This window comes from Rhodopseudomonas sp. BR0M22 (genome assembly GCF_010907035.1).
Classification (GTDB): Bacteria; Pseudomonadota; Alphaproteobacteria; order Rhizobiales; family Xanthobacteraceae; genus Rhodopseudomonas.
Genome location: NZ_QUMK01000003.1, coordinates 85,202 through 110,865 on the forward strand (window position 1 = coordinate 85,202; position 25,664 = coordinate 110,865).

21 protein-coding genes and 1 pseudogene are annotated in these 25,664 nt (G+C 65.0%); 11 read left to right on the forward strand and 11 right to left on the reverse strand.

Annotated features, from left to right (window positions below):
• The first annotated feature begins 5 nt into the window (after window positions 1-5).
• The 6 genes from DY468_RS01720 (at window position 6) to DY468_RS01745 (ending at window position 6,586) form a co-directional block, all read left to right on the forward strand.
• A complete protein-coding gene (locus tag DY468_RS01720) occupies window positions 6-779 on the forward strand; it encodes a motility protein A (protein ID WP_164601800.1) in 774 nt (257 codons plus the stop codon).
• A gap of 33 nt (window positions 780-812) precedes the next feature.
• On the forward strand, window positions 813-1,637 hold the full coding sequence (locus tag DY468_RS01725) for an OmpA/MotB family protein (RefSeq protein WP_164601802.1): 825 nt from the start codon (window positions 813-815) through the stop codon (window positions 1,635-1,637).
• Window positions 1,638-1,868: 231 nt separating this feature from the next.
• The gene (locus tag DY468_RS01730; RefSeq protein ID WP_164601804.1) at window positions 1,869-3,758 is read left to right on the forward strand and encodes a potassium transporter Kup; all 1,890 of its coding nucleotides are present in this window, start codon (window positions 1,869-1,871) and stop codon (window positions 3,756-3,758) included.
• A 198-nt stretch (window positions 3,759-3,956) separates the two neighbouring features.
• Window positions 3,957-4,283, forward strand: a complete 327-nt coding sequence (locus DY468_RS01735) for a rhodanese-like domain-containing protein (RefSeq protein ID WP_164601877.1) — start codon at window positions 3,957-3,959, stop codon at window positions 4,281-4,283.
• 22 nt (window positions 4,284-4,305) lie between these two features.
• Complete coding sequence (locus DY468_RS01740; protein WP_164601806.1) at window positions 4,306-5,463, forward strand: aminotransferase; 1,158 nt, start codon at window positions 4,306-4,308, stop codon at window positions 5,461-5,463.
• A gap of 7 nt (window positions 5,464-5,470) precedes the next feature.
• Entirely contained in the window at window positions 5,471-6,586 is a 1,116-nt protein-coding gene (locus tag DY468_RS01745; RefSeq protein WP_164601808.1) for a polyamine ABC transporter substrate-binding protein, read from the forward strand.
• Window positions 6,587-6,601: 15 nt separating this feature from the next.
• Here the strand turns inward: DY468_RS01745 and DY468_RS01750 are convergent, their stop codons facing one another.
• From DY468_RS01750 to DY468_RS01785, 8 genes are all read right to left on the reverse strand, one after another.
• Window positions 6,602-8,380 carry a B12-binding domain-containing radical SAM protein gene (locus DY468_RS01750; RefSeq protein ID WP_246700846.1) on the reverse strand — a complete coding sequence of 593 codons (1,779 nt, stop codon included), beginning with the start codon at window positions 8,378-8,380 and terminating at the stop codon, window positions 6,602-6,604.
• A 481-nt stretch (window positions 8,381-8,861) separates the two neighbouring features.
• Window positions 8,862-9,794 (reverse strand): lipid A biosynthesis lauroyl acyltransferase, encoded by a 933-nt coding sequence (locus DY468_RS01755; RefSeq protein ID WP_164601812.1) that lies wholly within the window; start codon window positions 9,792-9,794, stop codon window positions 8,862-8,864.
• Window positions 9,794-10,816: a zinc-binding dehydrogenase gene (locus DY468_RS01760; RefSeq protein ID WP_013503178.1), complete on the reverse strand. Its 1,023-nt coding sequence runs from the start codon at window positions 10,814-10,816 to the stop codon at window positions 9,794-9,796. Before DY468_RS01760 ends, DY468_RS01755 begins: the two co-directional genes overlap by 1 nt.
• A 96-nt stretch (window positions 10,817-10,912) precedes the next feature.
• Window positions 10,913-12,193 (reverse strand): beta-ketoacyl-ACP synthase, encoded by a 1,281-nt coding sequence (locus tag DY468_RS01765; RefSeq protein ID WP_164601814.1) that lies wholly within the window; start codon window positions 12,191-12,193, stop codon window positions 10,913-10,915.
• Window positions 12,194-12,203: 10 nt separating this feature from the next.
• Window positions 12,204-13,412 (reverse strand): beta-ketoacyl-ACP synthase, encoded by a 1,209-nt coding sequence (locus DY468_RS01770; protein WP_164601816.1) that lies wholly within the window; start codon window positions 13,410-13,412, stop codon window positions 12,204-12,206.
• Window positions 13,405-13,875 (reverse strand): 3-hydroxyacyl-ACP dehydratase FabZ family protein, encoded by a 471-nt coding sequence (locus DY468_RS01775; protein ID WP_164601818.1) that lies wholly within the window; start codon window positions 13,873-13,875, stop codon window positions 13,405-13,407. Before DY468_RS01775 ends, DY468_RS01770 begins: the two co-directional genes overlap by 8 nt.
• Window positions 13,876-13,902: 27 nt before the next feature.
• Entirely contained in the window at window positions 13,903-14,184 is a 282-nt protein-coding gene (locus DY468_RS01780) for an acyl carrier protein (protein WP_011157577.1), read from the reverse strand.
• Between the two features lie 171 nt (window positions 14,185-14,355).
• The gene (locus tag DY468_RS01785; protein WP_164601820.1) at window positions 14,356-14,709 is read right to left on the reverse strand and encodes a hypothetical protein; all 354 of its coding nucleotides are present in this window, start codon (window positions 14,707-14,709) and stop codon (window positions 14,356-14,358) included.
• Between the two features lie 242 nt (window positions 14,710-14,951).
• Here DY468_RS01785 and DY468_RS01790 point away from each other — a divergent pair, with 242 nt between their 5' ends.
• Window positions 14,952-15,575 carry a ParB-like protein gene (locus tag DY468_RS01790; RefSeq protein ID WP_164601822.1) on the forward strand — a complete coding sequence of 208 codons (624 nt, stop codon included), beginning with the start codon at window positions 14,952-14,954 and terminating at the stop codon, window positions 15,573-15,575.
• An 8-nt stretch (window positions 15,576-15,583) separates the two neighbouring features.
• On the opposite strand, the pseudogene DY468_RS01795 reads toward DY468_RS01790, so the two are convergent.
• Window positions 15,584-16,063: pseudogene (locus DY468_RS01795) on the reverse strand (MgtC/SapB family protein).
• A 302-nt stretch (window positions 16,064-16,365) separates the two neighbouring features.
• Between DY468_RS01795 and DY468_RS01800 the strand changes: the two are divergent.
• Complete coding sequence (locus tag DY468_RS01800; RefSeq protein ID WP_502706204.1) at window positions 16,366-18,759, forward strand: TonB-dependent receptor; 2,394 nt, start codon at window positions 16,366-16,368, stop codon at window positions 18,757-18,759.
• A 4-nt stretch (window positions 18,760-18,763) separates the two neighbouring features.
• On the opposite strand, the gene DY468_RS01805 is transcribed toward DY468_RS01800, so the two are convergent.
• Window positions 18,764-20,515 (reverse strand): ATP-binding protein, encoded by a 1,752-nt coding sequence (locus tag DY468_RS01805; protein WP_164601824.1) that lies wholly within the window; start codon window positions 20,513-20,515, stop codon window positions 18,764-18,766.
• Between the two features lie 375 nt (window positions 20,516-20,890).
• On the opposite strand from DY468_RS01805, the gene DY468_RS01810 reads away from it, so the two are divergent.
• A complete protein-coding gene (locus tag DY468_RS01810) occupies window positions 20,891-21,433 on the forward strand; it encodes a hypothetical protein (protein WP_349644229.1) in 543 nt (180 codons plus the stop codon).
• 44 nt (window positions 21,434-21,477) lie between these two features.
• Here the strand turns inward: DY468_RS01810 and serB are convergent, their stop codons facing one another.
• Entirely contained in the window at window positions 21,478-22,371 is an 894-nt protein-coding gene (serB, locus tag DY468_RS01815) for a phosphoserine phosphatase SerB (protein ID WP_164601826.1), read from the reverse strand.
• On the opposite strand from serB, the gene miaA reads away from it, so the two are divergent.
• Window positions 22,370-23,320, forward strand: a complete 951-nt coding sequence (gene miaA, locus DY468_RS01820) for a tRNA (adenosine(37)-N6)-dimethylallyltransferase MiaA (protein WP_164601883.1) — start codon at window positions 22,370-22,372, stop codon at window positions 23,318-23,320. The genes serB and miaA overlap by 2 nt on opposite strands.
• A 531-nt stretch (window positions 23,321-23,851) precedes the next feature.
• Window positions 23,852-25,630: an acetolactate synthase 3 large subunit gene (locus tag DY468_RS01825; RefSeq protein WP_164601828.1), complete on the forward strand. Its 1,779-nt coding sequence runs from the start codon at window positions 23,852-23,854 to the stop codon at window positions 25,628-25,630.
• Window positions 25,631-25,664: the final 34 nt, after the last annotated feature.

Here is a 25,664-nt window from a genome sequence, read left to right on the forward strand (position 1 = left end):
GAATAATGGACATCATGACGTCAGCCGGCCTGGTGGGCGGCATCGCAGTTATTGCCGTGATGATGCTGATGGGCGGCGACGTCCATATGTTCATCTCCGAACACGCGATGATCATCATCTTCGGCGGCTCGCTGACCGCCACGATGATCCGCTTTCCACTCAACGTGATGCTCCACGGTCTGCCGCTCGGCGCAAAATTCGCCTTCACGATGAGCCGGCTGTCGGCCCGCGACCTGGTCGACGAACTCGCCAACATCGCCGAGATCGCCCGTAAGTCGGGTCCGGTCGGCCTGGAAAAGGTTGAAGCCGACGATCCGTTCCTGGCCAAGGGCATTCGCTACGTGGCCGACGGTTACGACATCGAATTCATCCGCGATAACCTCGAGCGTGATCGCGACAACTTCCTGATGCACCTCGACGAAGGCAGCAAGATCTATCGCGCTATCGGCGACTGCGCTCCGGCGTTCGGCATGATCGGGACGCTGATCGGCATGGTGCAGATGTTCTCCAACATGTCGGACCCGTCGAAGCTGGGCCCGTTCATGGCCACGGCGCTGCTGGCGACGCTGTACGGCGCGCTGGTCGCGAACCTGTTCTGTCTGCCGATCGCCGACAAGCTGCACACCAAGAAGATCGACGAAGAAACCAACCGGACGCTGATCATCGACGGCATCCTGATGATCCGCGACTCCAAGAGCCCGACGCTCGTGCGCGAAATGCTGCTGGCGTATCTGCCCGAGAAGCACCGTTCGGAAGAAGACGAAACGGTCCCGGCTTAACCCGACCTCTGTCGATCGCCGGAAGGGACGGCCATGGCCAAGAAGAAGAAAGCCGAAGAGCACGCCGGCGGCCACGGCTGGTTCGTCACCTTCGCAGACCTGATGGGTCTGTTGATGAGCTTCTTCGTGATGCTCGTCGCGTTCTCGACCCAGGACAAAGCCAAGCTGATGATCGTCGCCGGCTCGATGCGCGAGGCGTTCGGCGTGCAGAGCGATGCGCGCTATTCGGGCATCATCGAGAACGACGGTCTGCCGACCCGCGGCAAGGTCAAGAACACCGAACACGTCAATCCGGAGCTGTCGACCGCCAAGCCGTCGCCCGGCGAGGTGACGCGCGACGAAGGCATCAACACCAAAGAAGATCGTGAGTTCGCGATGGCGTCGGCGTCGCTGCGGCAGGCGCTGCAGAACATGCCGGAGATCGCCGAGCTGTCGAAGAACATCATGTTCGAGGAGACCAAGCAGGGGCTCAACCTCGAAATCATGGATCAGGACGGCCGCTCGATGTTCGCCGACGGCTCCAAGGTGCCGTTCGAGCGGACGCGGCTGCTGCTGCAGCGGCTCGCGGTGCCGCTACGCGCCACGCCGCTGCGGGTCAGCATCGTCGGTCACACCTCGTCCGGTCTGCTGCCGGAGCGCAGCGACTACAACGGCTGGGACCTGTCGTCGGATCGCGCCAATTCGGTTCGCCAGATCCTGGAGCGGGAAGGGCTGCCGAGCTCGCACATTTTCGCGGTGACCGGCAAGGCCGACAGTCAGCCGCTGTTTCCCGACGATCCGTCGATCGCGGCCAATCGCCGTGTGACGATCACGCTGATGCGCGAAAGTCCGGCGCTGCCGCCCGGCTTGAAGCCGTAGCACGCCTGTCGCGCCGGCTGTGGCGCGCTTTCCCGACGCCCGCCGCAAACGATCAGATCTCGTCCGCGTCCGACATTGTCGGAACGCATGGGCCGCGGTTGCGTTGGCGACGACATCACCGCTAGTTTTGTCGGTGCCTTGGCGGTCGGCATGGCCTGTGCGAGCGAAAATTCCACAGAGACGGTCGCGGAGGTTCGGATCAGGACCTGAATCGAGCGTTTCACCGCAGCCATGGCCATCGCCACCGCGACCAGCGAAGCCCCCGACAAGACCGGTTTCTGGGCGCTGACGCTCGGCGGAATCGGTGTGGTGTTCGGCGACATCGGGACCTCGCCGCTCTACGCCTTCCGCGAGGCGGTCGCCGGTGCGACCCATGGCGGCCCGGCCAGCCGTGTTCTGGTGCTCGGCGTTCTGTCGCTGATCCTGTGGTCGCTGCTGATTGTGGTCACCGCAAAATACGTTCTGCTGCTGCTGCGCGCCGACAACAACGGCGAGGGCGGGACGCTGTCGTTGATGGCGCTCGGACAGCGTGCGCTCGGCCGCCGCAGCACAGTGCTGCTGGTGCTCGGCGTGATCGGCGCTTCGATGTTCATCGGCGACTCGATGATCACGCCGGCGATCTCGGTGCTGTCGGCGGTCGAAGGCTTCAAGGTCGCAGCTCCCGCGCTCGAGCCCTATGTGGTGCCGCTGACGGTGGTGATCCTGCTGGCGCTGTTCGCGGTACAGAGCCACGGCACCGCCGTCGTCGCTCGCGCCTTCGGCCCGGTGATGCTGGTGTGGTTTTCCGCGCTGGCCGCACTCGGCGCGATGCACATCATGGACGACCCGTCCGTGCTGGCCGCCATCAACCCGTGGTATGCGGCGCAATTCCTCGCCAGCCATGGCACGATCGGGCTGGTGACGCTGGGTGCGGTGTTCCTGGCCGTCACCGGCGGCGAGGCGCTCTATGCCGATCTCGGCCATTTCGGCCGCGGCCCGATTCAGACCGGCTGGCTCGGCTTCGTGCTGCCGGCTCTGTTGATCAACTATTTCGGTCAGGGCTCGCTGGTGCTGGCGCATCCCGCGGCTCTGGAGAATCCGTTCTACCGGATGGTGCCGGACGGCATGGTGCTGCCGTTGACGCTGCTGGCGACGGCGGCGACGGTGATCGCCAGTCAGGCGGTGATCACCGGCGCGTTCTCGCTGATCAGCCAGGCGGTTCAGCTCGGTCTGCTGCCCCGGTTCGAAGTGCGCTATACCTCGGAGACGCACGCCGGGCAGATCTATCTGCCGCGCGTCAACGCCATGCTGCTGGTCGGCGTGTTGCTGCTGGTGCTGGTGTTCCAGACATCCAGCGGGCTGGCTTCCGCCTACGGCATCGCAGTGTCGACCACCATGGTGGTCGACGGCATCATGGCCTTCGTGGTGATTTGGAAGCTGTGGCAATGGAGCGCGGCGGCTGCGGCGCTGCTGATCGTGCCGTTCGTGCTCGTGGACACGATGTTCTTCAGCGCCAATCTGATGAAGCTGCTCGAAGGCGCCTGGCTGCCGCTGCTGTTCGGTCTGTCTCTGGCGCTGTTGATCTGGATCTGGCGGCGCGGTGTCGGCGTGCTGACGATCAAGGCGCGCCGCGCCGAAGTGCCGCTCGACGATCTGATCGCGAGCCTGGAGAAGCATCCGCCGCACATCGTGAAGGGCACTGCGGTGTTTCTCACCGCCGATGCCGAGTTCGTTCCGCCGGCGCTGCTGCACAATCTGAAGCACAACAAGGTGCTTCACGAGCACAATGTCGTCCTGACGATCGAGACCGTCCATACGCCGCGTGTCGATCCCGCGGATCGAATCCGGCTGGAGCGGGTCAGCGATAAGTTCAGCAAAGTCCGGTTGCGCTTCGGCTTCATGGAGAGCCCGAACGTGCCGAAGGCGCTGGTGCTGGCGCGCGAGCTCGGCTGGTCGTTCGATATCATGTCGACCTCGTTCTTCGTGTCGCGCCGGTCGCTCAAGCCTGCGGCCCGGTCGGCGATGCCGAAGTGGCAAACCGACCTGTTCATCGCGCTGTCGAAGTCCGCCAACGACGCCACCGACTACTTCCAGATCCCGACCGGGCGAGTGGTCGAGGTCGGGGCCCAGGTCACCATCTGATCGGGGCGGCCCGAGAGCTTCGACCAAAGCGGCGGTGATTTCCCGCCTCGGTTCGCTTATCCAGCAAAGATGGCCGCCAAGACGCTGCAGAGCTTGATTTTCCTCGCGCTAGGCGCAACGCTGGCGCCGCAATCGTCGAGCCTCGTTCTCGGTGTTGCGCTCATCGATCCGGGCAGTGCGATCGCGGGAGATTTGAGAGTGGTAGGCCAGGTTGAAGATTTGACACCGCAGGACGTCGCCAAGGGCATCGCCGATGGGCGCTATCTGCTGGTCGACGTTCGTGAGCCGAACGAAGTGGCGGTGGAGGCCTATCCCGACGCCGTGGTGGTTCCGCTGTCGACCTTCGACCCCAAGGCGATCCCCGATCCGGCCGGCAAGCAGGTCGTATTTGCCTGCCGCTCCGGCAAGCGCTCGGTCACCGCCTCGATGGCCGCCCAAGCCGCGGGCCTCGCCTACACCCGGCATCTTGCCGGGGGCATCCTCGGCTGGAAGGCGGCCGGTTTGCCGACCAAGCCGGGTCATTGATCCGAACCATGACCGTCATCCGATGAGCAACAAGGTCTTCGCCGATCTGCCCGTCACCGTGTTCGAGGCGATGTCGCAGCTCGCGCGCGACAACGACGCGATCAATCTGGGGCAGGGCTTTCCCGACGATCCGGGGCCGGAAGACATCCGCCGCGCCGCCGCGGACGCCGTGCTGAACGGCTACAACCAGTACCCGTCGATGATGGGATTGCCGGAGCTGCGCCAGGCGATCTCGACTCACTACGCGCACTGGTACGGCGTCCAGCTCGATCCGATGACCGAAGTGATGGTGACCTCCGGCGCGACCGAAGCGCTGGCGAGCGCCATCCTGTCGGTGGTCGAGCCCGGCGACGAAGTCATCGTGTTTCAGCCGGTGTACGATTCCTATCTTCCGATCATCCGCCAGGCCGGCGGGATTCCGCGCCTGGTCCGGCTCGAGCCGCCGCATTGGCGGATCACCGAGGAATCGCTGCGGCGGGTGTTCAACGCCAAGACCAAGGCGATCGTCTTCAACAACCCGCTCAACCCGGCCGCGGTCGTCTATCCGCGCGAGGATCTCGAATTGCTGGCGCGGTTCTGCCAGGAATTCGACGCGGTGGCGATCTGCGACGAGGTGTGGGAGCACGTCACCTTCGACGGTCTCAGCCACATCCCGCTGATTACGATTCCGGGGATGCGCGACCGCACCATCAAGATCGGCTCCGCCGGCAAGATCTTTTCGCTCACCGGCTGGAAGGTCGGGTTCGTCTGCGCCGCACCGAAGCTGCTGCGGGTCGCCGCCAAGGTGCACCAGTTCCTGGCGTTCACCACGGCGCCGAACCTGCAGGTCGCCGTCGCCTACGGGCTCGGCAAGTGCGACGATTACTTCCTGCAGATGCGCAAGGATCTGGCCCGCAGCCGCGACCGGCTGGCGCAGGGGCTGTCCAGTCTCGGCTTTCCGGTGATCCGCTCGCAGGGGACGTATTTCCTCACCGTCGATCTGTCGCCGCTCGGTCTCAACGAGACCGACGAGGCGTTCTGCAAGCGGATCGTCACCGACTACAAGGTCGCGGCGATTCCGGTGTCGGCGTTCTACGAGGAAGAACCGGTCACCTCCGTGGTGCGGTTCTGTTTCGCCAAAAAGGATCAGACGCTCGACACCGCCCTCGAGCGCCTGTCGGATGCGGTTCACGGGCGATAGGGATTTGATGATGCGTGACACGATGCGGCGGCGACTGCTGACTTTGGGCGCGGGGATCGCGTTGTCGGTGTCGCTCATCCTGCCTGGCTCGGCGCAGGACCGCACCGTCAATTTCTACAACTGGTCGAACTACATCGCGCCGGGCGTGCTCGAGGATTTCACGCGCGAGACCGGCATCAAGGTGGTGTACGACACCTTCGACGCCAACGAGACGCTGGAAACCAAGCTGCTCGCCGGCAAATCCGGCTACGATGTCGTGGTGCCGACCGCGTACTTCCTGCAGCGGCAGATCGCAGCCGGCGTGTTCCAGAAGCTCGACAAGTCGAAGCTTCCCAACCTGAAGAACGCCTGGGATTTCGTCACCGACAAGCTGGCACTGTACGACCCCGGCAATCAGTTCGCCGTCAACTACATGTGGGGCACCACCGGCATCGGCTACAACGTCGCTGCGGTGAAGCGGATTCTCGGCGAGGGTGCCGTGATCGACAGCTGGGAGATGATCTTCAAGCCGGAGAACCTGGCGAAGTTCAAGGACTGCGGCGTCCACATGCTGGATTCCGCCGACGACATCCTGCCGGCGGCGCTGACCTATCTCGGCCGCGATCCGAATTCGACCAACAAGGACGACCTCGAAAAGGCCGCCGAGGTGGTCGGCAAGGTGCAGCCGTCAGTCCGCAAGTTCCATTCTTCGGAGTATCTGAGCGCGCTGGCGACCGGCGAGATCTGCCTCGTGGTGGCGTGGTCGGGTGACATCAAGCAGGCGCAGTCGCGCGCTGCCGAAGCCCATAACGGCGTCGAGATCGGCTATGCGATCCCCAAGGAAGGGGCGCAGATGTTCTTCGACAATCTGGCGATTCCCGCCGATGCCAAGAACGTCGCCGAAGCGTATGAACTGCTCAACTTCCTGTATCGGCCGGACATCGCCGCGCGCAATTCCGACTTCCTGTCCTATGCCAACGGCAACAAGGCCAGCCAGGAGTTCATCAACCCGCGGGTGCTGAACGACAAGGCGATTTATCCGGACGACGCGACGCTGGCGCGGTTGTTCGTCATCACCGCGCGCGATCCGGCGACACAGCGCAGCATCAACCGGCTGTGGACGCGGGTGAAGACGGGGCGCTGAGCGCCCCGCAAGCAATCAGCGGCTCGCCACCTTCCGCGCCGGCGGCTCGATGCCACCGGCCGGTTCGAGGTCTCTGAGATCGACCGTGCCCGGCAGCGCGTGGTCCGACCGTTTGTCGCCGACGCCGCGCATCGGGATCGGGCTGACCGGCGCACGGTCGTGCCGCTCGATATCGCCGCGCAGCAGCCGCCACGCCCATCCGGCAGTGCGCCGATAGGTCTGGGCCAATCCGATCATGCCGTAGATCTGCGCGCCGGCATCGACGATGTGGGCGCGGAATTTCAGCCAGGCCCGCCGCCGCATCCGCTTGGCGGGCGAGAAGTGCGCGACCTCGTGGGCGGGGCGGGTTTCGGCGCTGGAGAACACGTCGGCGGACTTCGAGAACACCAGCGCGCTGAGGAAGCGGATCGGGTTGAAGAAGTAGGTGTAGGCGATCAGCAGATTGAGCTGCTTGAGCCAGGGCCGCGGGTGCTTCGATGCGACGACGTAGTTGCCGTCCATGATGTGCGGCTCGACGGTGACGTCGCCGGCGCGGCTGAACGCCATGCCCGACTGGAACACGTTCTCGTACCACTTCGAGCCGGGGGCGGGCGTCAGCATCATCACCTGGGTGGTGATCGAGCCCGCTTGCCGCAGCAGCCGGATCTGATTGATCAGGCCGTAGTTCGATTTCCACGTCACCAGCGGCTGGCTGTCGTGGTGCATCATCATCGGCATCGGCAGGATGTTGTTTTCGCGCAGCAGCCGGAAGGCGAGCTGGGTCTTGTCCTTGTCCTGCGCCTTCTTGACCAGCGTTGCGGTCATGTCCTCGACGCCGAGCCATACCGCGGCGAAGCCTGCGTCGCGGATCAACGGCAGATGATCGCGCATCCCGACGGTGTCGTGCACGGTGACTTCGGTACCAAGGCGCACCTTGCAGAACGGCCGTTCCGACCGCTTGCGCGCCAGCGTCCCGGCGATGTCCAACGTGCGCTTGGTGTCATTGAAGAAATTATCGTCGGCGCCGAAGAAGTGATAGATGCCGAAGGTGCTGGCGATCTGTCCGATTTCCTCGGCGATGCGCTCGCCGCTCTTGGCGCGGAACTGCGACTGGTTGTAGGCCGGGATCGGGCAATACGAGCATCGGAACTTGCAGCCCGCGGTCATCACGATGCTGGAGATCGGACTGTAGCGCTTCACCCGATTGGCCGGCAGCGCCTGGCTCGCCAGCGTGGCGCCGTTGCTCGGCGGCTCCAGCAGCTTGTAGCCGTGCACCGGGTCGGGCAGTTCGTCGAGATCGCCGAGCAGGCGCTGCACGCCGGTGTCGACCAGTTCCTCGATCCGATCGCCGCGCGGCGAGGGGCGGCCATAAACGAGCCCCGCGACCTCGTCCAGCGCGCCGCCGTCGCGGGCGCGCTGGAATACCGACCGCATCGACTCCCCGGCCGCCCGCATCGACAGCAGCACTTCCAGCAGTTCGAGGAAGACGTATTCCTCGCCGCTGACGGCGACATCCGCGGACGCGCCCGGGCCGACATTGAACACATGCCACGGCTCGTAGCGGATGCGCGGGCCGCCGACCATGATCAGGGGGCGCTTATCCGGGTCGATCTGGCAGGCCTCCCGGATCAGGCGATCGCATTCGGCCGAATGCAGATGCATGCTGGAGATCAGGAACAGATCCGGGATGCGGCCGTCGAGGCGCATCTGCAGCGGGCTGAAGTTCCGGTTCCACTGCTGCAGCACGATCCGTGTCTTGTCGAAGCCGACATCGGCGAGGGCGGAGCCGATCGCACGGACCCCGCCGGGCGCCATGCGGGTATCCGCAAGCACGAAGGGGAGGACACGGGTGCGATGATCGAAAGCGCTGACGATGACGGTCGTCAGGTCATGCTGCCCGGAGAGCCGGCGAAGGCGCGCGCGCAAGCCTGCCATCTTGCCGGGAACCAGGAGTTCATCACCGCGGGCACGCCTCGGAAGTTCCATGTATTTCCTCGATCCAGGTGGACGGCCGCAAAGTGATTTGCGCGCGCCACTGTGAGGTTAATACCTGGATGGGTCAAGCTGACCGCCGGCCGCAGGAGTATCGGGTTTACCGGTTCCTTCGATGCCCAGGCGCTTCGCTATGTGAGCAGATCTGCTCAGTGAGCGCGGACATTCGGGCAATGAGCGCGCCGTCGCGAGCGGACCTGGATAGCCAAGGCAGGCCCAGATATGGGGCGAACATTGAGTGAGCTAAGCGGAACTCGGACAATCGGACGGAGGCGAACGTACTAAGCGCCGACTACGCGGATGCCTAGCGCCACCGGCGGTGCAGCCAAAGCCATTGCTCGGGCGTTTCGCGGATCCAGCTTTCGATCACCGAGGTGCACGCCTGCATCGTGCCCTGGATGTCGATCCGGCCGTCGGCATCGCGGATCGGCTCGATCTCTTCGGTGAGCTCGGCACGGAACCGGCCGTCGGGCAGGCGGATGACGCGGGCGCCATGCAGCGGGCATTCGATCTGCCGCAGCAGCTTGGCGAGCAGCGGGTTGGCCTTCGCGGTGCGCCCGAAGAAGGTGACGTCGACGCCCTTGGTGAAGTGCTGATCGATCAGCATGCCGACGTGCTTGCCGTCCTGCAGCGCCTTCGCCAGCTTGAACGGCGCGCTGGAGCCGGCGGCGACGAGCTGCCCCATCTTCACCGAACGGATTTCCTCGACGATACGGTCGGCGGCTTCGATGTTCGGCCGGCGGTACAGCACTGCGGTGTCGAGATCGTGCGAGACGGCGGCGACCGCGGGCAGCTCCCAATTGCCGAGGTGGCTGGCGAAGATCAGCGCCGGCTTGCCGTCGTCGCGCAGCTTTTCGAACAGTTCGAGCGACCGCGGCGTGATCTCGATGCGGCTGCGCTCCGGATGGTCGACGTCATAGTCCCACGCCGAATCCAGATGCGCGAATTCGGCGACGGCGCGCCCCAGATTGTCCCACACGCCGGAGAGGATCGCTTCGATCTCCTCGGGCGATTTCTCGGGAAACGCCGCGGTCAGATTGTCGCGGCCGATCCGTTGTTCCGGAAGCAACGGGCCGAACTTGCGGGCGACCGCGCCGAACAGCCTGGCGCTCTTGTCCGGATCGAACTTCCGCGCCAGATGCAGCGCGCCGATCGCCACCGGCCCGACGATCTTGCCGACGACGTCCTTGGCCGCGCGCTGGGCGCGCAGCTTAGCGCGATACAGGGCGACCTTCATCAGAACCGGACGATGATCTTGCCGAACACCTGACGGCTTTCCATCCGCTTCAGCGCGGCGCCGACGTCGTCGAGCGGCACTTCGGTGTCGATCACCGGCAGCATGCCGGCCGCCATCTTGTCGAGGCTTTCGGCGATGTTCTTCATCGTCGCGCCGAACGAGCCGAAGATTTTGTACTGCTGCTGGAACAGCTGCATCAGGTTGAGGGTGGTGGTCGGGCCCGAGGTCGAACCGCAGGTCACCAGTCGGCCGCCGCGCTTCAGGCTGAGCAGCGAGCCGTTGAAGGTGTCGGCGCCGACGTGTTCGAACACCACGTCGACCCCCTTCTTCTTGGTGATCTTGCGGCACTCGTGCTCGAAGCGGTCCTGGCGATAGTTGATGACGTGATCGGCGCCGAGCTTCTTGACGCCTTCGATCTTGGAATCGTCGCCGACGGTGGTGATCACCGTGCAGCCGATCGCCTTCGCCATCATGATCGCGACGGTGCCGATGCCGGAGCCGCCGGCATGCACCAGCACGGTCTCGCCCGGCTGCAGCTTGGCGTTGTCGAACAGCATGTGCTGCACGGTCGAGAACGCGATCGGGGCGCAGGCGGCGTCGCGCAGGTCGACGCCGTCTGGCACCGGAATCACCAGCCGTGCGGCGATGTTCATCAGCTCGCGCGCAAAGCCGTCGACGTGGAAGCCGATCAGGCCGCCGACGTTTTCGCAGAGATTGTCGCGGCCTTCCTGGCACGCTTTGCAGTGGCCGCAGGTCAGCGCGCCGTACATCACGACCTTCTGGCCGGGTTTGAACGCTGTGACGCCGTCACCGACCGCTTCGATGGTGCCGGAGGCTTCGGCGCCGACCACGATCGGCAGCTTGCGCTTGACGAAGGCCATGCCGCGATAGCCCCACACGTCGATGTGGTTGAGCGCCACCGCGGCGATGCGGACCTGCACTTCGCCGGCCGCCGGGGGCGGGGGCGACGGCAGGTCGGCGACCACGAGATTGCGATCGGCAACGAGGGTGAGCGCGCGCATGGGGTTCGTCCGAACGGTTGGAGGCTTGCGCCCTGCGTATCGCCGCTGGCGGCCGCGGCGTCAACCGCGGCGGCCGGAACTGCGACCGAGAGGCAATCAGGTCGGTTCGCGGGTCAGAATCAACGACGCATTCTGGCCGCCGAATCCGAACGAGTTCGACATCACGGTCGTGACGCGGGCGTCGCGGGCCTGATTGGGCACCACGTCGAGCGGAATTGCCGGATCAGGCACATCGTAATTGATGGTCGGCGGAATCCGCTGATGCTCGAGCGTCAGCAGCGAGAAGATCGCTTCGACGGCGCCGGCCGCCGACAACGTGTGACCGACCATCGATTTGTTCGACGACACCGGAAGCGACGAAGCCCGCTCGCCGAACACGCTGGAGATGCCGAGATACTCCATCTTGTCGTTCTCGGGCGTGCCGGTGCCGTGGGCGTTGATGTAGTCGATCTGATCGACGCTCATGCCGGCATCGGCGAGCGTCTTGTTGATGCAGCCGATGATCGGCTTGCCGTCCGGGCTCGAGCGGGTGCGGTGGAAGCTGTCGGCGAGTTCGCCGCAGCCGGCGATCACGCCGAGGATCGATGCGCCGCGCGCCACCGCCGACTCGTAGCTCTCCAGCACCAGCGCGCCGGCGCCTTCGGCCATCACGAAGCCGTCGCGGTTCTTGGCGAACGGCTTCGAGGACGCCTGCGGCGGATCGTTCTGGGTCGACAGCGCCGACAGCAGCGAGAACCGGATCAGCGCTTCGGCGTTGACCGAGCCGTCGGTCGCGACGCATAGCGCTGCATCGGCTTCGCCGCGCCGGATCGCTTCGACGCCGAGCTGGATCGCGCTTGCACCGGAGGCGCAGGCGGTCGACAGCGAGATCGGCGAACCCTTGGTGCCGAAGGTGTCGGCGAGATGATCGGCGACAGAGCCGAACAGGAAGCGGCGGTGATATTGCGTGAATGCGCCGCCGCCGCTGACGCGGAGCAGGGCGTCGTAATCGATCTCAGTGTTGGCGCCGGTGGCGCGCGCCAATTCCTGGCGCGGCAGCCATTCCAGCTCGACCGGCGCGACCGCGAGAAACAGCGGGCCGGGGAAGTCGCCCTTGCTGCCGATGCCGGACTGCGCGATCGCCTCTTCGGTGGCGAGGTCGGCGAGCTTTTCACCGAGCACGACCGAGGAGAATGGCTCGACCGGGACGAAGTCCACGGTGCCGGCCATCGTGCTCTTCAGCCCGTCGATCGGGAAGCGGGTGATGGTGCGGATGCCGGATTCGCCGGCGGTGAGCTTGGTCCAGTTGTCGGTCTTGCCGGCGCCGAGCGAGGTAACCACGCCCATGCCGGTGACGACCACGATCGGCCTGCCGAATTTGTCCCGCGTCACGGTCATTACGTCCCCCTTACCGAACGGCTTCGACCAGCGCCATGCCTTCGCCGCGCCAGTGGCCCGCCCCGATCACGACAATCTGGTCGGGGGTCTTATTCATTTCAACTTCGAGACCAGTCGGGTCGTTCGGCGGATACAGCGCGCCGCGCGACAGCGACAGCGCCGCGAGCGCGATGCCGAGCGGGAATTGCGCTTCCATCACGTGGCCGAACGGGGTCGCGGTGCCGCGCACCGGAGCGCTCGCGTGATTGCGCAGGAATGCGGTCTCCTCGGAGGTCACCGGCTCGGCACCGGTCGCGCCGGTGATGATCGCGGCCGAACCGTCGCGGGGGCCGAGCTGCGTCCACAGCTTCTCCAGCGACGCGGTGACGTCGCCGGCATTGCTGCGGCGCGACTGGTCGGCGACCACATTCTTCAGCCGCGCATAGGGCTTGGCGCCGCGCGCCTCGGCATGCGCCTTCGACTCGATCACCAGGAACGCTGCGCCCGAGCCGAGCGCGAAGCCGCCCTTCGGGCCGCGCGCGAACACGGGCGCGTAGTTGTCCTTCAGATTGAAGTCACCGAACTCGTAGAGCATCAGCAGGTCTTTGCGCTCGCCGTTCTGGGCGGCGCCGATCAGCGCGATGTCGCTCTGGCCGGCCGCGATCCGCGCCAGCGCAATTCGCGCAGCGTCGACGCCGGCTTCCTCTTCGCCCATGAAGGTGCGCGACGAGCCGGTGACGCCATGCACGATCGCGATGTTGCCGGCGAGCAGGTTGGAGAGCTGGGCGAGGAAGAGGGTGGGGCGCAGGTCGTTCATGAGGCGCTCGTTGAGCGCGCCGGGCGGCACGGTGCCGTAGCCCTCGGCGTTGAGCACCGCGGAATCGACCGCGAGATCACGTTCACCGCCGCCGGCGGCAACGATCATGTCCATCCGCGACAGGATTTCGGTGTTGCCCTTGATGCCTGCGGAATCCAGCGCGAGACCGGCCGCATAGGTGCCGATCCGCTGCCAGGATTCCATCTGGCGCTGATCGCCCTTTTTCGGGATCTGCTTGTCGAAGCTGAGCGGCGCCAAAGGGTGCACCACGTAGGGCGAAAAGCCCTTGGTATCGACGTTGACGCGGCGTTCGTTGAGCGCATCCCAATGCGCGTCGAGCCCTTCGGCGAGCGAGCTGGCGAGGCCGATGCCGGTAATCCAGGCTTCGATCGGTTCGGCGCGGGACGTGGTGGTGTCAGCCATGGATCATCTGCTCCGGAAATCCGATTTGCTTCGCCATCGTTTCCATATGCCCGCGCAGGTCGGGATGCGGAAACGGGACGTGGCGGAACGTCAGCGTCGCGTTGCACGCCAGCTTGCCGCCGCTCTTGATCTTCGCTTCGGTCATGGTGAAGCCGGAGCCTTCGTGCACCACCGAGACGTCGATCGACAACAGCTCGCCCGGCGTCACGAAGGTGCGCATCTTGGCTTCCTTGACCGCTGCCAGGAACGGCATGCGCTGAAACTGCATCAGCGCGATCAGCAGCCATCCCGAACTCTGGGCCATGGTCTCGATCAGCAGAACGCCCGGCATCAAAGGGTAGCCGGGGAAGTGACCTTCGAAGATCGTGCTGGTCTCGGGCACCCGCGCCTCGACCGTGATGCTGCGGTCGGCGAGGCGAAGCTCGGCGATTCGGTCGATCAGGTGGAAATATTCAAGGTTCATGGCGTGGGCGGCTTCCGAACCGCGCCACTACGCGCCCTTGGCGGCAACCAGTTCGTCGATGCGAGCGGCGAGATTCTTGAGGACGAAATACTGCTCGGTGGTCGCCTTGCCGTCGTTGACCTCCTGGGTCCACTTCTCGAGCGGCAGCTTGATACCGAACGCTTTGTCGATCGCGAACGCGATGTCGAGGAAATCGAGGCTATCGATCCCCAGGTCATCGATCGCATGGCTCTCCGGGGTGATCGTCTCACGCGGAATGTCGCAGGTTTCCGCGATGATGGTGGCCACCCGATCGAATGTGGAAGTCATTTTAAGCCTTTGATATTATGTCGGAAATGGCCGATTTACGGCGGCTTCAGCCGTCATCCTGGTGACAGTCGATTGCCCGTATAACGGAGCGTTGGCCTGAGTTCAATGGCAGGCAAATCCGCCCAATGCGCGGGATTTGGGCAGGCGGCGGGGGCGCTTTTCGCGAATCGCCTAGCGCGGTGCGGCAATTGTCGCGCAGTCGTGCCGGCCCATCAGAACGCAGTCCTGAGTTCGCCGCATATCGGCGATGCTGGTGGCGAGCCAAATTCCCGTCACCGTCAATCCGATGGTGAGAGCCAGCGCGACGATATTGGTCAGCATGCGGTGGCGAAAATCGTCTGGGGCTTCGTCGGAGACGGCAACCTCCTCGGTCTGATCGACCTGCGCAACAGCCCGGCGGAACGGCAGAATAGTCGCGGACGGGCGGGCATCATCCGGATCGGACGGCAACTCTGCCGCATCCCGGGGGCGGAATTGCAGCACGCGGTGGTCGTCGGGAAGGCTAATGATGCGCTGATTCTTCATCGCTGTCGGTCCCAGCCGTCGCCCGGAACGGGTTCGACTCTTGCATCCTAGTAAGGATACGGCGCCGGGAAAACTCCGCAATAGACCGGATGCCGTGGCTGTCCGATCCGCTGTTCTCGGCCCTTGCAGCGCGCCCGGCGCTCTTCGAATTGGACGTGCTTGGCTGCAGGTGGCGCGCTACGTTGCCAAAGGGCGACGCCAACAAACAGTCGGGCCGGACCGCGGCCTTCAGGAGATCAGCGATGACCAACCCGCGCGAACCGGTGCTGCATACGATCCCGATCCTGTCGCTGCGGCCGACTCAGATGACGGTCGGGATGCGCGAGGTGAAGGAAAAGCGACTGCGCTGGCGTCAGCACAAGGCGAAGAAGCAGGCCGAGCTGCTCGGCAAGCACATGATCCCGGTGGTGCTCGGCCCGGGCAAAAAACACTACGTCATCGATCATCATCATCTGGCGCGGGCGCTGCACGACGAAGGCGTCAAGGACGTGTTGGTCACGGTGATCGCCGATCTCACCATGGTCGATCGCGAGGCGTTCTGGGTGGTGCTCGACAGCCGGCGCTGGGTGTATCCATATGATGCCAAAGGCGAGCGGCATCACTACCGCGAGATTCCCAAGACTGTCGCGGAGTTGGAGGACGACCCGTTCCGCAGCCTGGCCGGCGAGCTGCGCCGCGTCGGCGGCTACGCCAAGGACACGACTCCGTTCAGCGAGTTCCTGTGGGCCGACTTCCTGCGCCGACGGCTGTCGCGCAAGAGCGTCACCGCCGATTTTCAGAACGCGACCGAGAAGGCGCTGGCCCTCGCCAAAAGCAAGGACGCGATCTATCTGCCCGGCTGGTGCGGACCGGTCGCGGACGTTTGATCCCGGCTTCAATCTTCGGGCGCGGCGCGGTGCCCGCGTTCGTCCTTGGCGCCGCCGAGCAGGCGATGGAGCAGTCGCTCGGCGGGATGTCCGCCGATCAGCACCGCGAAGGTGATCGTCAGCGCCACGCCGACGATTAGCCACTGGCCGGCACCGCAGACAATTCCGATGCCGGCGGCGAGCTAGGTGCATGCCGCGGTCGTAAGTCCGTGGATTTCGAGTCGGTTGCCGCTGCGGACGATGACGCCGGCGCCGAGAAAGCCGATGCGGGTGAGAATGCCCTGAAACACGCGGCTGGTCGGATCGGAAAGTTGATCGATCGTCGCCGAATGATCGGCATGCGTCACCAGCAGTGCGGAGGTGAGCGCCACCAGCGCCAGCGTGCGCATCCCGATCGGCTTGTTCTTGAGGTCGCGGTTGAGCCCGATCAGGCCGCCGGCAATCGCGGCGACGCCAAGACGCTGCAGGATGTCCCACCAGGGTAGCAACGCCAGTCCTCCCTCGCGTCGAAGCTCCGTGCCGCTTGCGTCGTGCCGTTCCGAATAACGCGATGATTGCGGATCTGTTCTTCGAGCCGATCAGGTTGTCATGGGCGGATCCAGCACGCGCGCGTTGGGCTCTCTCAGATGCCGATCAGTCCGCGTGGGGCAGGTGCGACACTTCTTCGCATCTCGAGGGCAAGCCTGTGCTCACATCAAAGGAAAATCACGTTGGGACACATGCCGCTGGCTTCTTCAACAGCACGCTAGAACGGTTCTAGTGGTGCCCGTTACCGCCGTTTGCTTATCGGATGGCGCCGTTGGTGATCTGCACAGCCGAGCACAAGGCGGCATCACCGACTGAAGATCTTTTGGGGGGCATGTTGAAGGACCTGAATTTCCCGGCAGCGGGAGCGCTGTCGTTTGTCTGTGCGTCGGTTCTCCTCCTCTCTCATCCGGCTGCTGCACAGGAAGCTCCTGCGCCGGCTTCCGCTCCGGGTGCTTCAACGGAATCTCCGGCGAGCGCGACAGGACGTTCACTACCTGCCATCGTCGTCGAGACGTCACGCCGCCGGGCCGCGGCGACGTCCCCGCAGCGCAGGCCGTCGCAAGCGTCGCGATCAACAGCCAACCGGCGTGCTCCGAACCCGGCCAGCGCCGCAGCGCAGCCCCGTCCGGTTTCGGCAGGCGCTCTGCAGGCGACTTTGCCGGCTGGCTTTCCCGGGGATCAGGTTGCGCGCGGTGCCGGCGTCGGTCTGCTCGGCAACCGCGACGTGATGTCGACGCCGTTCAGCCTCACCAGCTTCACCGAGAAGCTCATCCGCGATCAGCAGTCGCGAACACTGCTCGACGTGCTCGGCAACGATCCCTCCGTGCGCTCCAACGTGCCGGCCTACAGCGGCATCCAGGGCTTCTTCATTCGCGGCTTCCCCGTGTTTGCCCAGGACATCGCCTTCAACGGCCTGTACGGCGTCGCCGACTCCTTCAATCCGGCGCTCGAGCCGATCGAACGCGTCGAAGTGCAGCACGGCCCCAGCACGATGCTGAGCGGCATGCCGCCGTTCGGCACGATCGGCGGGACGATCAACCTGATTCCGAAACGCGCCGGTGACGTGCCGCTGACGCGGTTCACGACCGGATTCATCTCCAACGCGCAGAGCTACAACGCCATCGATGTCGGTCGACGTTACGGGACCAATGGCGAGTGGGGAATCCGCTTCAACGGCGCGTATCAGTCCGGCAGCACGCCGATCGACAACCAGAAACAGGAATACGGCGTCACGTCGCTCGCCCTCGATTATCGCGGTGAACGCCTGCGGGTCGGCCTCGACCTTGGCTATCAGAAGGTCGACTTCAATTCGCCGCTGCGCAATCGCTCGGTGCTGCCGGGCTTTCCGATCCCGCAAGCGCCGGATCTGCGGATCAATCAGCAGCAGCCCTGGGAATATCGCGACAGCAACAACAAATCGGCCGCGATCCGCGCCGAGTATGATCTGACCGATCAGCTCACCGTCTATGCCGCTTACGGCCATAGCGAATTTCATCAGGTCTATTTCGGCGGTCTGCCGTCGATCATCAACGCGCGTGGCGACTACCGCGATACGATCCAACTGACTCCGTTTCAGACCAACAGCAACACCGGCGAGGTCGGGGTGCGCGGCCAGTTCGACACCGGACCGGTGAAGCACCGGGTCGGCGTCGCGGCATCCGGCCTCTGGCAGGATACCGGCCTGACCAACATTCCGGTTGGTGCGGCGATCACCTCTAACATCTACAATCCGGTGTACGCGCCGCCGCGCAGCGATGCCGGACTGCCGCGGACCTCGCCGACGACAGCGGAGCGCTTCAACCGCAGCATCGCGATTGCCGATACGATGTCGATCCTGAATGATCGCGTCGAGCTGACGATCGGCGGTCGCTGGCAGGGCATCGACGCCAAGACACTGAGCCCAGTGACGGGCCTGGTGACGTCCGATGCGCGCAACGATGCGTTTTCTCCGGGCGCCGGTCTGGTCATCAAGCCGATCGAGCGGCTGTCGCTCTACGCCAACTATATCGAAGGTCTGACTTCGACGGCGCCGCCGACCAATGCGGTCAACCTCAACCAGAGCTTCCCCGCGACAGTATCGAAGCAGGTCGAGGCCGGCGCGAAATATGACTTTGGCCCGGTCGGTGTGTCGGTTGCCGGCTTCGAGATCAAGCAGCCGAACGGCTTCCTCGATCCGACCACCAGGGTGTTTGCGCTCAATGGCGAACAACGCAATCGCGGCGTCGAACTCAATGTGTTCGGGCAGCCGGTCGAGGGATTGCGCGTCGTCGGCGGCGTGAGCTGGATCGAAGGCGTGCTGACGAAAGCGTCTAATCCCGTCTACAACGGCAACACGGCGGTTGGCGTCCCGACGATGCAGCTCAATCTCTACGGCGAATACGACCTGCCGGGGCCCGCTCGCGGCGTAACCATGACCGGCCGGGTGATCCACACCGCGTCGCAGTTCTACGATCAGGCCAACACCCAGAGCATTCCGGCCTGGACCACGCTCGATCTGGGCGTTCGCTACGCCACCAAGATCGACCGAGTTCCTGTGACCCTGCGGGCCAATGTCCAGAACGTCACCGGCGAGAACTACTGGGCGACAACCGGCCGCGGCATCCTCAGCCCCGGCGCGCCGCGGACCTATCTGGTCTCGGCGAGCTTCGACTTCTGAGGTTTCAGCGCAGCGGCTTTTTCAGCAGCGAGAAGCGATCGGGGTCGAGACCCAGCGAAGGCTGTAGCATCGGGGCGTCCAGTGTGCGGGCGAGCGGACGCTCGGTTGTGACGGGATCATTCGGTACGTCGCGATGCGAGGTGGCTCCGCGCCAGCGTTCCAGCACGGCGCCGACGAAGTGCATGTCGTTGCCGGCCGCGGCCGACGGCATCGTTGAAATCGCCGCATCGCTGCGCGGCAGCTGCTGCGCCGGGACTTCCTTAAAGCGCAGCCTGGTCGGCAGCGCCACGCCTTCGCCGAACGCCAGCACTTCGCGGGTGCCGAGCGAGGGAACGAAGGAGAGCAGGTTGGCAGCGGCGTCCGACACCGCCGAGCGCAGCAGCGACTGGTCGCGGTCGTTGGCGAGCCGCATCGCGAACAGCGTGTTGCACTGGGACAGGATCGTCGCGTCGAGTTCGGCCGGGCGCTGAGTGACGAGGCCGAGATAGACCCCGTATTTGCGGCCTTCCTTGGCGATGCGTGACACCGCCTTGCGGGTCGGGCCGAAACCGATGGCGCGGTCGGCCGCAGCGTAACGGTGGGCCTCTTCGCAGACGAACAGCAGCGGTGATACGCCGTCGCTCCACAGGCCGAAGTCGAATGCCATCCGGCACAGCACCGACACCACCGAGTCGACCACCTCGGCCGGAAATCCGGCGAGCTGCATGATGGTCATGGGCTTGCCGTTGGCCGGCAGGCGGAACAGATGGCTGATCACCTCGGCCATGGTGTCGCCGCCGACATTGGCGTTGTCGAACATGAAGGCGTAGCGCGGATCGTTTCGCACCGTTTCGATGCGCGAGATCAGCTTGTGGTAGGTGATGCGCGAGGACCGGTTCTCCAGCTTGCCCATCCGCTCGTCGATCTGCGAAATCAGGTCGACGAGCCGATACGGAACCGGCGTATCCGCCGTGTAGCCGATCGTCTTCGGATCGACCCGCTTGAAGCCCAGCCGGTCGGTGTTGGTGTATTGCACGTAAAGGCCTTTGGCGATCGGGATCACCTCGGCGAGGATGTCGAGTTCCTCCGCCACGCCAGGCCGGCCGGCGAACAGCACGTCGACGATCTCTTCGAAATTGAACAACCAGAACGGCAGCTTCAGATTGCGCGGGTTCAGCACCAGTGCGCGATCGCCGAAGCAGCGACCGTATTCGTTGTGAACGTCGAGCAGGAAGATCCGCAACGCAGGACGCGATTTCAGAATTTCGTTCAGCAGCAGTGATACGCCGGTCGACTTGCCGACGCCGGTCGAGCCGAGCACGGCAAAATGTTTCGAGAGCATCTCTTCGATATCGACATAGGCGACGACCGAGGGATCCTGCTGCAGCGTGCCCACATTGATCTGGTCCGAGCCACTCGGCTCGTAGATGATGCGCAGGTCTTCACTTGAGATCAGTTCAACTGCGTCGCCGATGGTCGGGTAGTTGGTGACGCCGCGTTGGAACTTGGGGCGCTGCGGACCGGGCAGGATCTCGCCGAGCAGATCGACGGAGGCGACGGCGATGTGCTCGTCGGTATCGGCGAGGTTTTCGCTGGAGACCTCAGTGATGATTGCAACGATGGTGGAACTCGCGGTGCGGATGCTGATGAAGCGGCCCACGGTGGCGCGGACCGCGGAGGGCACCAGCCGGCTCGACGCCAGCAACCCGACACGCGCACCGGAGCCGCGCACCGAGATTACCTTGCCGAACGACGCTTGAGCGACAGCTTCTGCCATGTCTCGCAACTCACGAATGTCGGATGAACGATCGAATGTCGCGGGCGACTATGGGCAGCGTTGTTGGACAAACTGTTAAGTGAGCGCCGTCGCGTCAGCCCTTGATCGGTTGGCCGGCGTGCGTCCGAGGGCCGTCGGGGCCTGTGTCGAGGTTCTCGTCGGCGACGATGTGCATCATTTGAATGACACTCGCGCGATCTGGATTAACGCGCCGTTGACGATGACAAGGATGCTCCGGCGATCGAATGCCGTCCTGGCGATGACGCGATGCCGCATTGGAGGATGGATCAATGGCGGAATCAGTGCGGGAGATCGATACCCGGCGCGTGCGCCGCGACTCGCGGGCGGCAGAGAGTGCAGATCCGGACACAGTTGGTGACCAGCGTCGACGAGTTTCTGAGAGTCATGAAAGCTCACGACACCGCGACAGCGGCGCTGATCGCTTGGTGTCGCCGTCATCATCCTTGCGACGCAGAAGCGATCGCGATCACACTGCACGGTGACGAGGAGATGGCTGCCGATCGATATCACGGACCTCTGCAGCCTCGAGCAGGCGAGACGCTGCGCCGCCGCCGAGTCTGGCTGCATTGGGGCAGGCGTGTCCTGTCGGAAGCAGAGAACTGGTACATTCCCGAGCGGTTGCCTCTGCCGCTGCGTGAAGCGGTTGCCGCCGGCAGCCGGCCTTATGGCGCCGTGGTGGCGGTCTTGCGGCCCGAGCGGACCCCGTTAGCTACGCTGCGCACCGATGAGGGCGGGAGCGATCAATCCGAGGCGGCGGCGATGCTGGAGCAGCTTGCGCCGGCGAAGGGCTTTTCGCCGCCGGAGGCATTCGTGCTGCACATCCATGCGATCATGACAGCCTCCGGTGTCATGCTGGCCGAGCTGCACGAGCACTATCGCCGGGACCTGCTACCGTAAGCGATGGGACGCTGCCGCTGCGCGACAATGCCCTTGCGGCCGGATCAGTCCTCGACGAATTCGTCCCGGCGATAGCCCTGCGCGTAGAGCAGCGCGGTGAGATCGCCATGGTCGATCCGGCCGTGGGCCGCTGCGGCGACCGCCGGCTTGGCGTGGTAGGCGATGCCGAGACCGGCAGCCTGGATCATGCCGAGATCGTTGGCGCCGTCGCCGACCACCAGGGTGTCGATCGCATCGAGATCGTCGGCTTCGCGCAGCTCCAGCAGCGTCGCCAGCTTGGCGTCGCGGCCGAGGATCGGCTCGGCGACAGTGCCGGTCAGCTTGCCGTCCTGGCTCAGGAGTTCGTTGGCGCGGTGCTCGGCAAAGCCGAGCCGTTCGGCGACCACATGGGTGAACTGGGTGAAGCCTCCAGACACCAGGCAGGTGTAGGCGCCATTGGCGCGCATCGTCTGCACCACCGCGCGGCCGCCCGGCGTCAGCGTGATCCGGGTGTCGAGCACCTGGCCGATCACTTCGAGCGGTAGCCCCTCGAGCAGCGCGACGCGCTCGCGCAGCGCCGGCTCGAATTCGATCTCGCCGCGCATCGCTCGCTCGGTGATCGCGGCGACGTGGTCCTTCAACCCGACCAAGCCCGCCAACTCGTCGATGCATTCTTGCCCGATCATGGTCGAGTCCATATCGGCGAGAAAAAGCTTCTTGCGCCGTGTCGCGGCAGGTTGCACCACGACGTCCACCGGGAGGTCGCCGCGGGCGGTGCGTAGTCGCTCAGCGAGCACCCGCGGATCTTCGGGGCTGGCGAAAAAAATGTCGGCGGCGACCTCGTTGTGCAGCCAGACCGCTTCATTGGGCTGAGGCAGCACTGCCCGCACGCCCTCGATCACGGTCGAATCCAGCGCGGGACTGTTCGGATTGCAGATGAGCGTAGCGACGAGCGACATGACAGCGGAGGGTCCGGAACGGCGCGGCCGGCGGCCGGCGGCCGTGCTTATCGCAGGGCCGACCGCCAGCGGCAAGTCGGCCTTGGCGCTGAGGTTGGCACAGGCGCGGCACGGTGTCGTGATCAATACCGATTCGATGCAGGTGTATCGCGACCTGCGGATCATCACCGCCCGGCCGACACTGGACGAGGAGGCGCTGGCGCCGCATCGCCTTTACGGTACGGTCGATGCCGCGGTGAATTTCTCCGCCGGGGCTTATGTCGAGGCCGCCGCCGCGGTGCTGGCCGACGCGCGCGCCGCCGGGCAGCTGCCGATCCTGATCGGCGGGACCGGGCTATATTTCAAGGCGCTGACGCGGGGACTGTCGGCGGTGCCGCCGGTGCCGGCCGAGGTCCGCGACGCCGTGCGGTTGCGGCTCGACCGGGACGGCGTGCAGGCGCTGCACGCGGAGCTGGCGGGCCACGATCCGGAGGCTGCGGCGCGGCTGGCGCCCGCAGACCGCACCCGAATCGCGCGGGCGCTGGAGGTGGTGCTGGCGACCGGCCGGCCATTGACCGACTGGCACCAGCAGGCCTCGCCGCCGTTGTTGCCCCCGGACGATGTTGTGGCGGTATTCCTGGCCCCGGATCGCGAGGCGCTGTACGCGCGGATCGACTCCCGATTCGCCGCGATGCTGCAGGCCGGCGCACTGGACGAGGTTGCCGTCTTGGCTGAGCGCCGGCTCGATCCGCTGCTGCCGGCGATGAAAGCCCACGGCGTGCCGGCGCTGATCCGGCACCTGCGCGGCGAAATCGCCCTCGACGAGGCCGCCGCGATCGGTGCGGCCGACACCCGGCATTATGCCAAGCGGCAGTTCACCTGGTTTCGGCACCAGCTGCCGGAATTCCGCTGGGTGCGGCCGGAGGAGGCAGGCGCGTTGCTTAACGCCGTCATTCCGGGGCGCGCGTAGCGCGAACCCGGAATTTCACAGTTTTGGAAACACAGACGTACCCCCGAACCACCGGATTCTGGGTTCGCTCGCTGGCGCGAGCGCCCCGGAATGACGCGCTTGGGGCAGGGGACGCTGGCGTGGAGGTTCAGGCACGACCACCTCCGCAGAAGGCCGCAGCCCCAGCGTATCGATCCGCGCATCTTACTCCGCGGCATGCCGACTGCCTGTTATTGACGCTCGCGAGCTTCCTGGAATCCGGCTAAGGTTTGATCCGTTCGGATCTTCGTCTCCTTGACATTCAGGGTTTGAGGGGTAATGGTCCGCGCGCAACCTTTGGGAAGCTGAGCCGACCGAATGCGACACAAAATTTCCGACCTGCTTCTCGTCATCGTACCCAGGCGCACCGCCGGGGGTGGATAGACTCCACCCCGCGAACGGACGGTGCGCTGAGGGCCTTTGAAGGGCCCTTTTTTATTGTCCGAACGCTTCGACTTCAGTTTGTCCGAACCACCCGAACGTCAGCGCCAGAGGCGCATCCGGAGCCTAAACATGAGCGACAGCAACAGCCACGATCCGAACCAGATGACCGGTGCGGCGATGATCGTCCGCGCGATGAAGGATCACGGTGTCGAGCACATCTTCGGTTATCCGGGTGGCGCGGTCCTTCCGATCTACGACGAGATCTTCCAGCAGTCCGACGTCCAGCACATCCTGGTCCGGCACGAGCAGGGCGCCGGCCATGCGGCCGAGGGCTATGCGCGCTCGACCGGAAAGCCGGGCGTGGTGCTGGTGACCTCGGGCCCGGGCGCCACCAATATGGTGACGCCGCTCGCCGACGCGTTGATGGATTCGATCCCGCTGGTGTGCATCACCGGGCAGGTGCCGACCCATCTGATCGGCAATGACGCCTTCCAGGAATGCGACACCGTCGGCATCACCCGGCCGTGCACCAAGCACAACTGGCTGGTGCGCCGGATCGAGGATCTGGCCAAGGTGCTGCACGAAGCGTTCTATGTCGCGACGTCGGGCCGTCCGGGCCCGGTGGTGGTCGACGTGCCGAAGGACGTGCAGTTCGCCACCGGCACCTATCATCCGCCGCGCAAGGCCGACGTCCATGTCTCCTACGTTCCGAAGACCAAGGGCGACCCGGCGCAGATCCGCAAGGCGGTGGCGTTGCTGGCGAATGCCAAGCGGCCGGTGATCTATTCCGGCGGCGGCGTGGTCAATTCCGGTCCAGAAGCGTCGCGGCTGCTGCGCGAACTGGTCGAGATCACCGACTTCCCGATCACCTCGACGCTGATGGGTCTCGGTGCCTATCCGGCCTCGGGCAAGAACTGGCTCGGCATGCTGGGCATGCACGGCACTTACGAAGCCAACATGACGATGCATGGTTGCGACGTCATGCTGTGCATCGGCGCGCGGTTCGACGACCGCATCACCGGCCGCACCGACGCGTTCGCGCCGAACGCCAAGAAAATCCACATCGACATCGATCCGTCGTCGATCAACAAGAACATCCGGGTCGACGTGCCGATCATCGGCGACGTCGCCACGGTGCTCGAGGATCTGCTCGGCGTGTTCAAGGCCGAGGCCAAGAAGCCGGACATCAAGCCGTGGTGGCAGCAGGTCGCGAGCTGGCGGGCGCGCAATTCGCTCGCGTACAAGAAGAGCAGCGACGTCATCATGCCGCAATACGCGATCCAGCGGCTGTACGAGGCGACCCGCGGCCGTGACACCTACATCACGACCGAGGTCGGGCAGCACCAGATGTGGGCGGCGCAGTTCTACGGCTTCGAACAGCCGAAGCGCTGGATGACCTCTGGCGGTCTCGGCACCATGGGCTATGGCCTGCCGGCGGCGCTCGGTGTGCAGGTGGCGCATCGCGACAGCTTGGTGATCGACATCGCCGGCGACGCCTCGGTGCAGATGACGATCCAGGAGATGGCGACGGCGGTGCAGTACGAGCTGCCGATCAAGATCTTCATCCTCAACAACCAGTACATGGGCATGGTGCGGCAGTGGCAGCAGCTGCTGCACGGCAACCGGCTGTCGCATTCCTACACCGAGGCGATGCCCGACTTCGTCAAGCTCGCCGAGGCTTACGGCGCGGTCGGCATGCAGGTGTTCAAGCCGTCGGATCTCGACGGCGCGATCCAGGACATGATCAAGGTCAACAAGCCGGTGCTGTTCGACTGCCGCGTTGCCGCGCTGGAGAATTGCTTCCCGATGATCCCGTCGGGCAAGGCGCACAACGAAATGCTGCTGCCGGCCGAAGCTACCGACGAAGCCACCGCAGCCGCCTTCGCCGGCGGCAAGGCGCTGGTGTGATCCAAGGCGCTTGGCTTCAACAACGACGTCATGC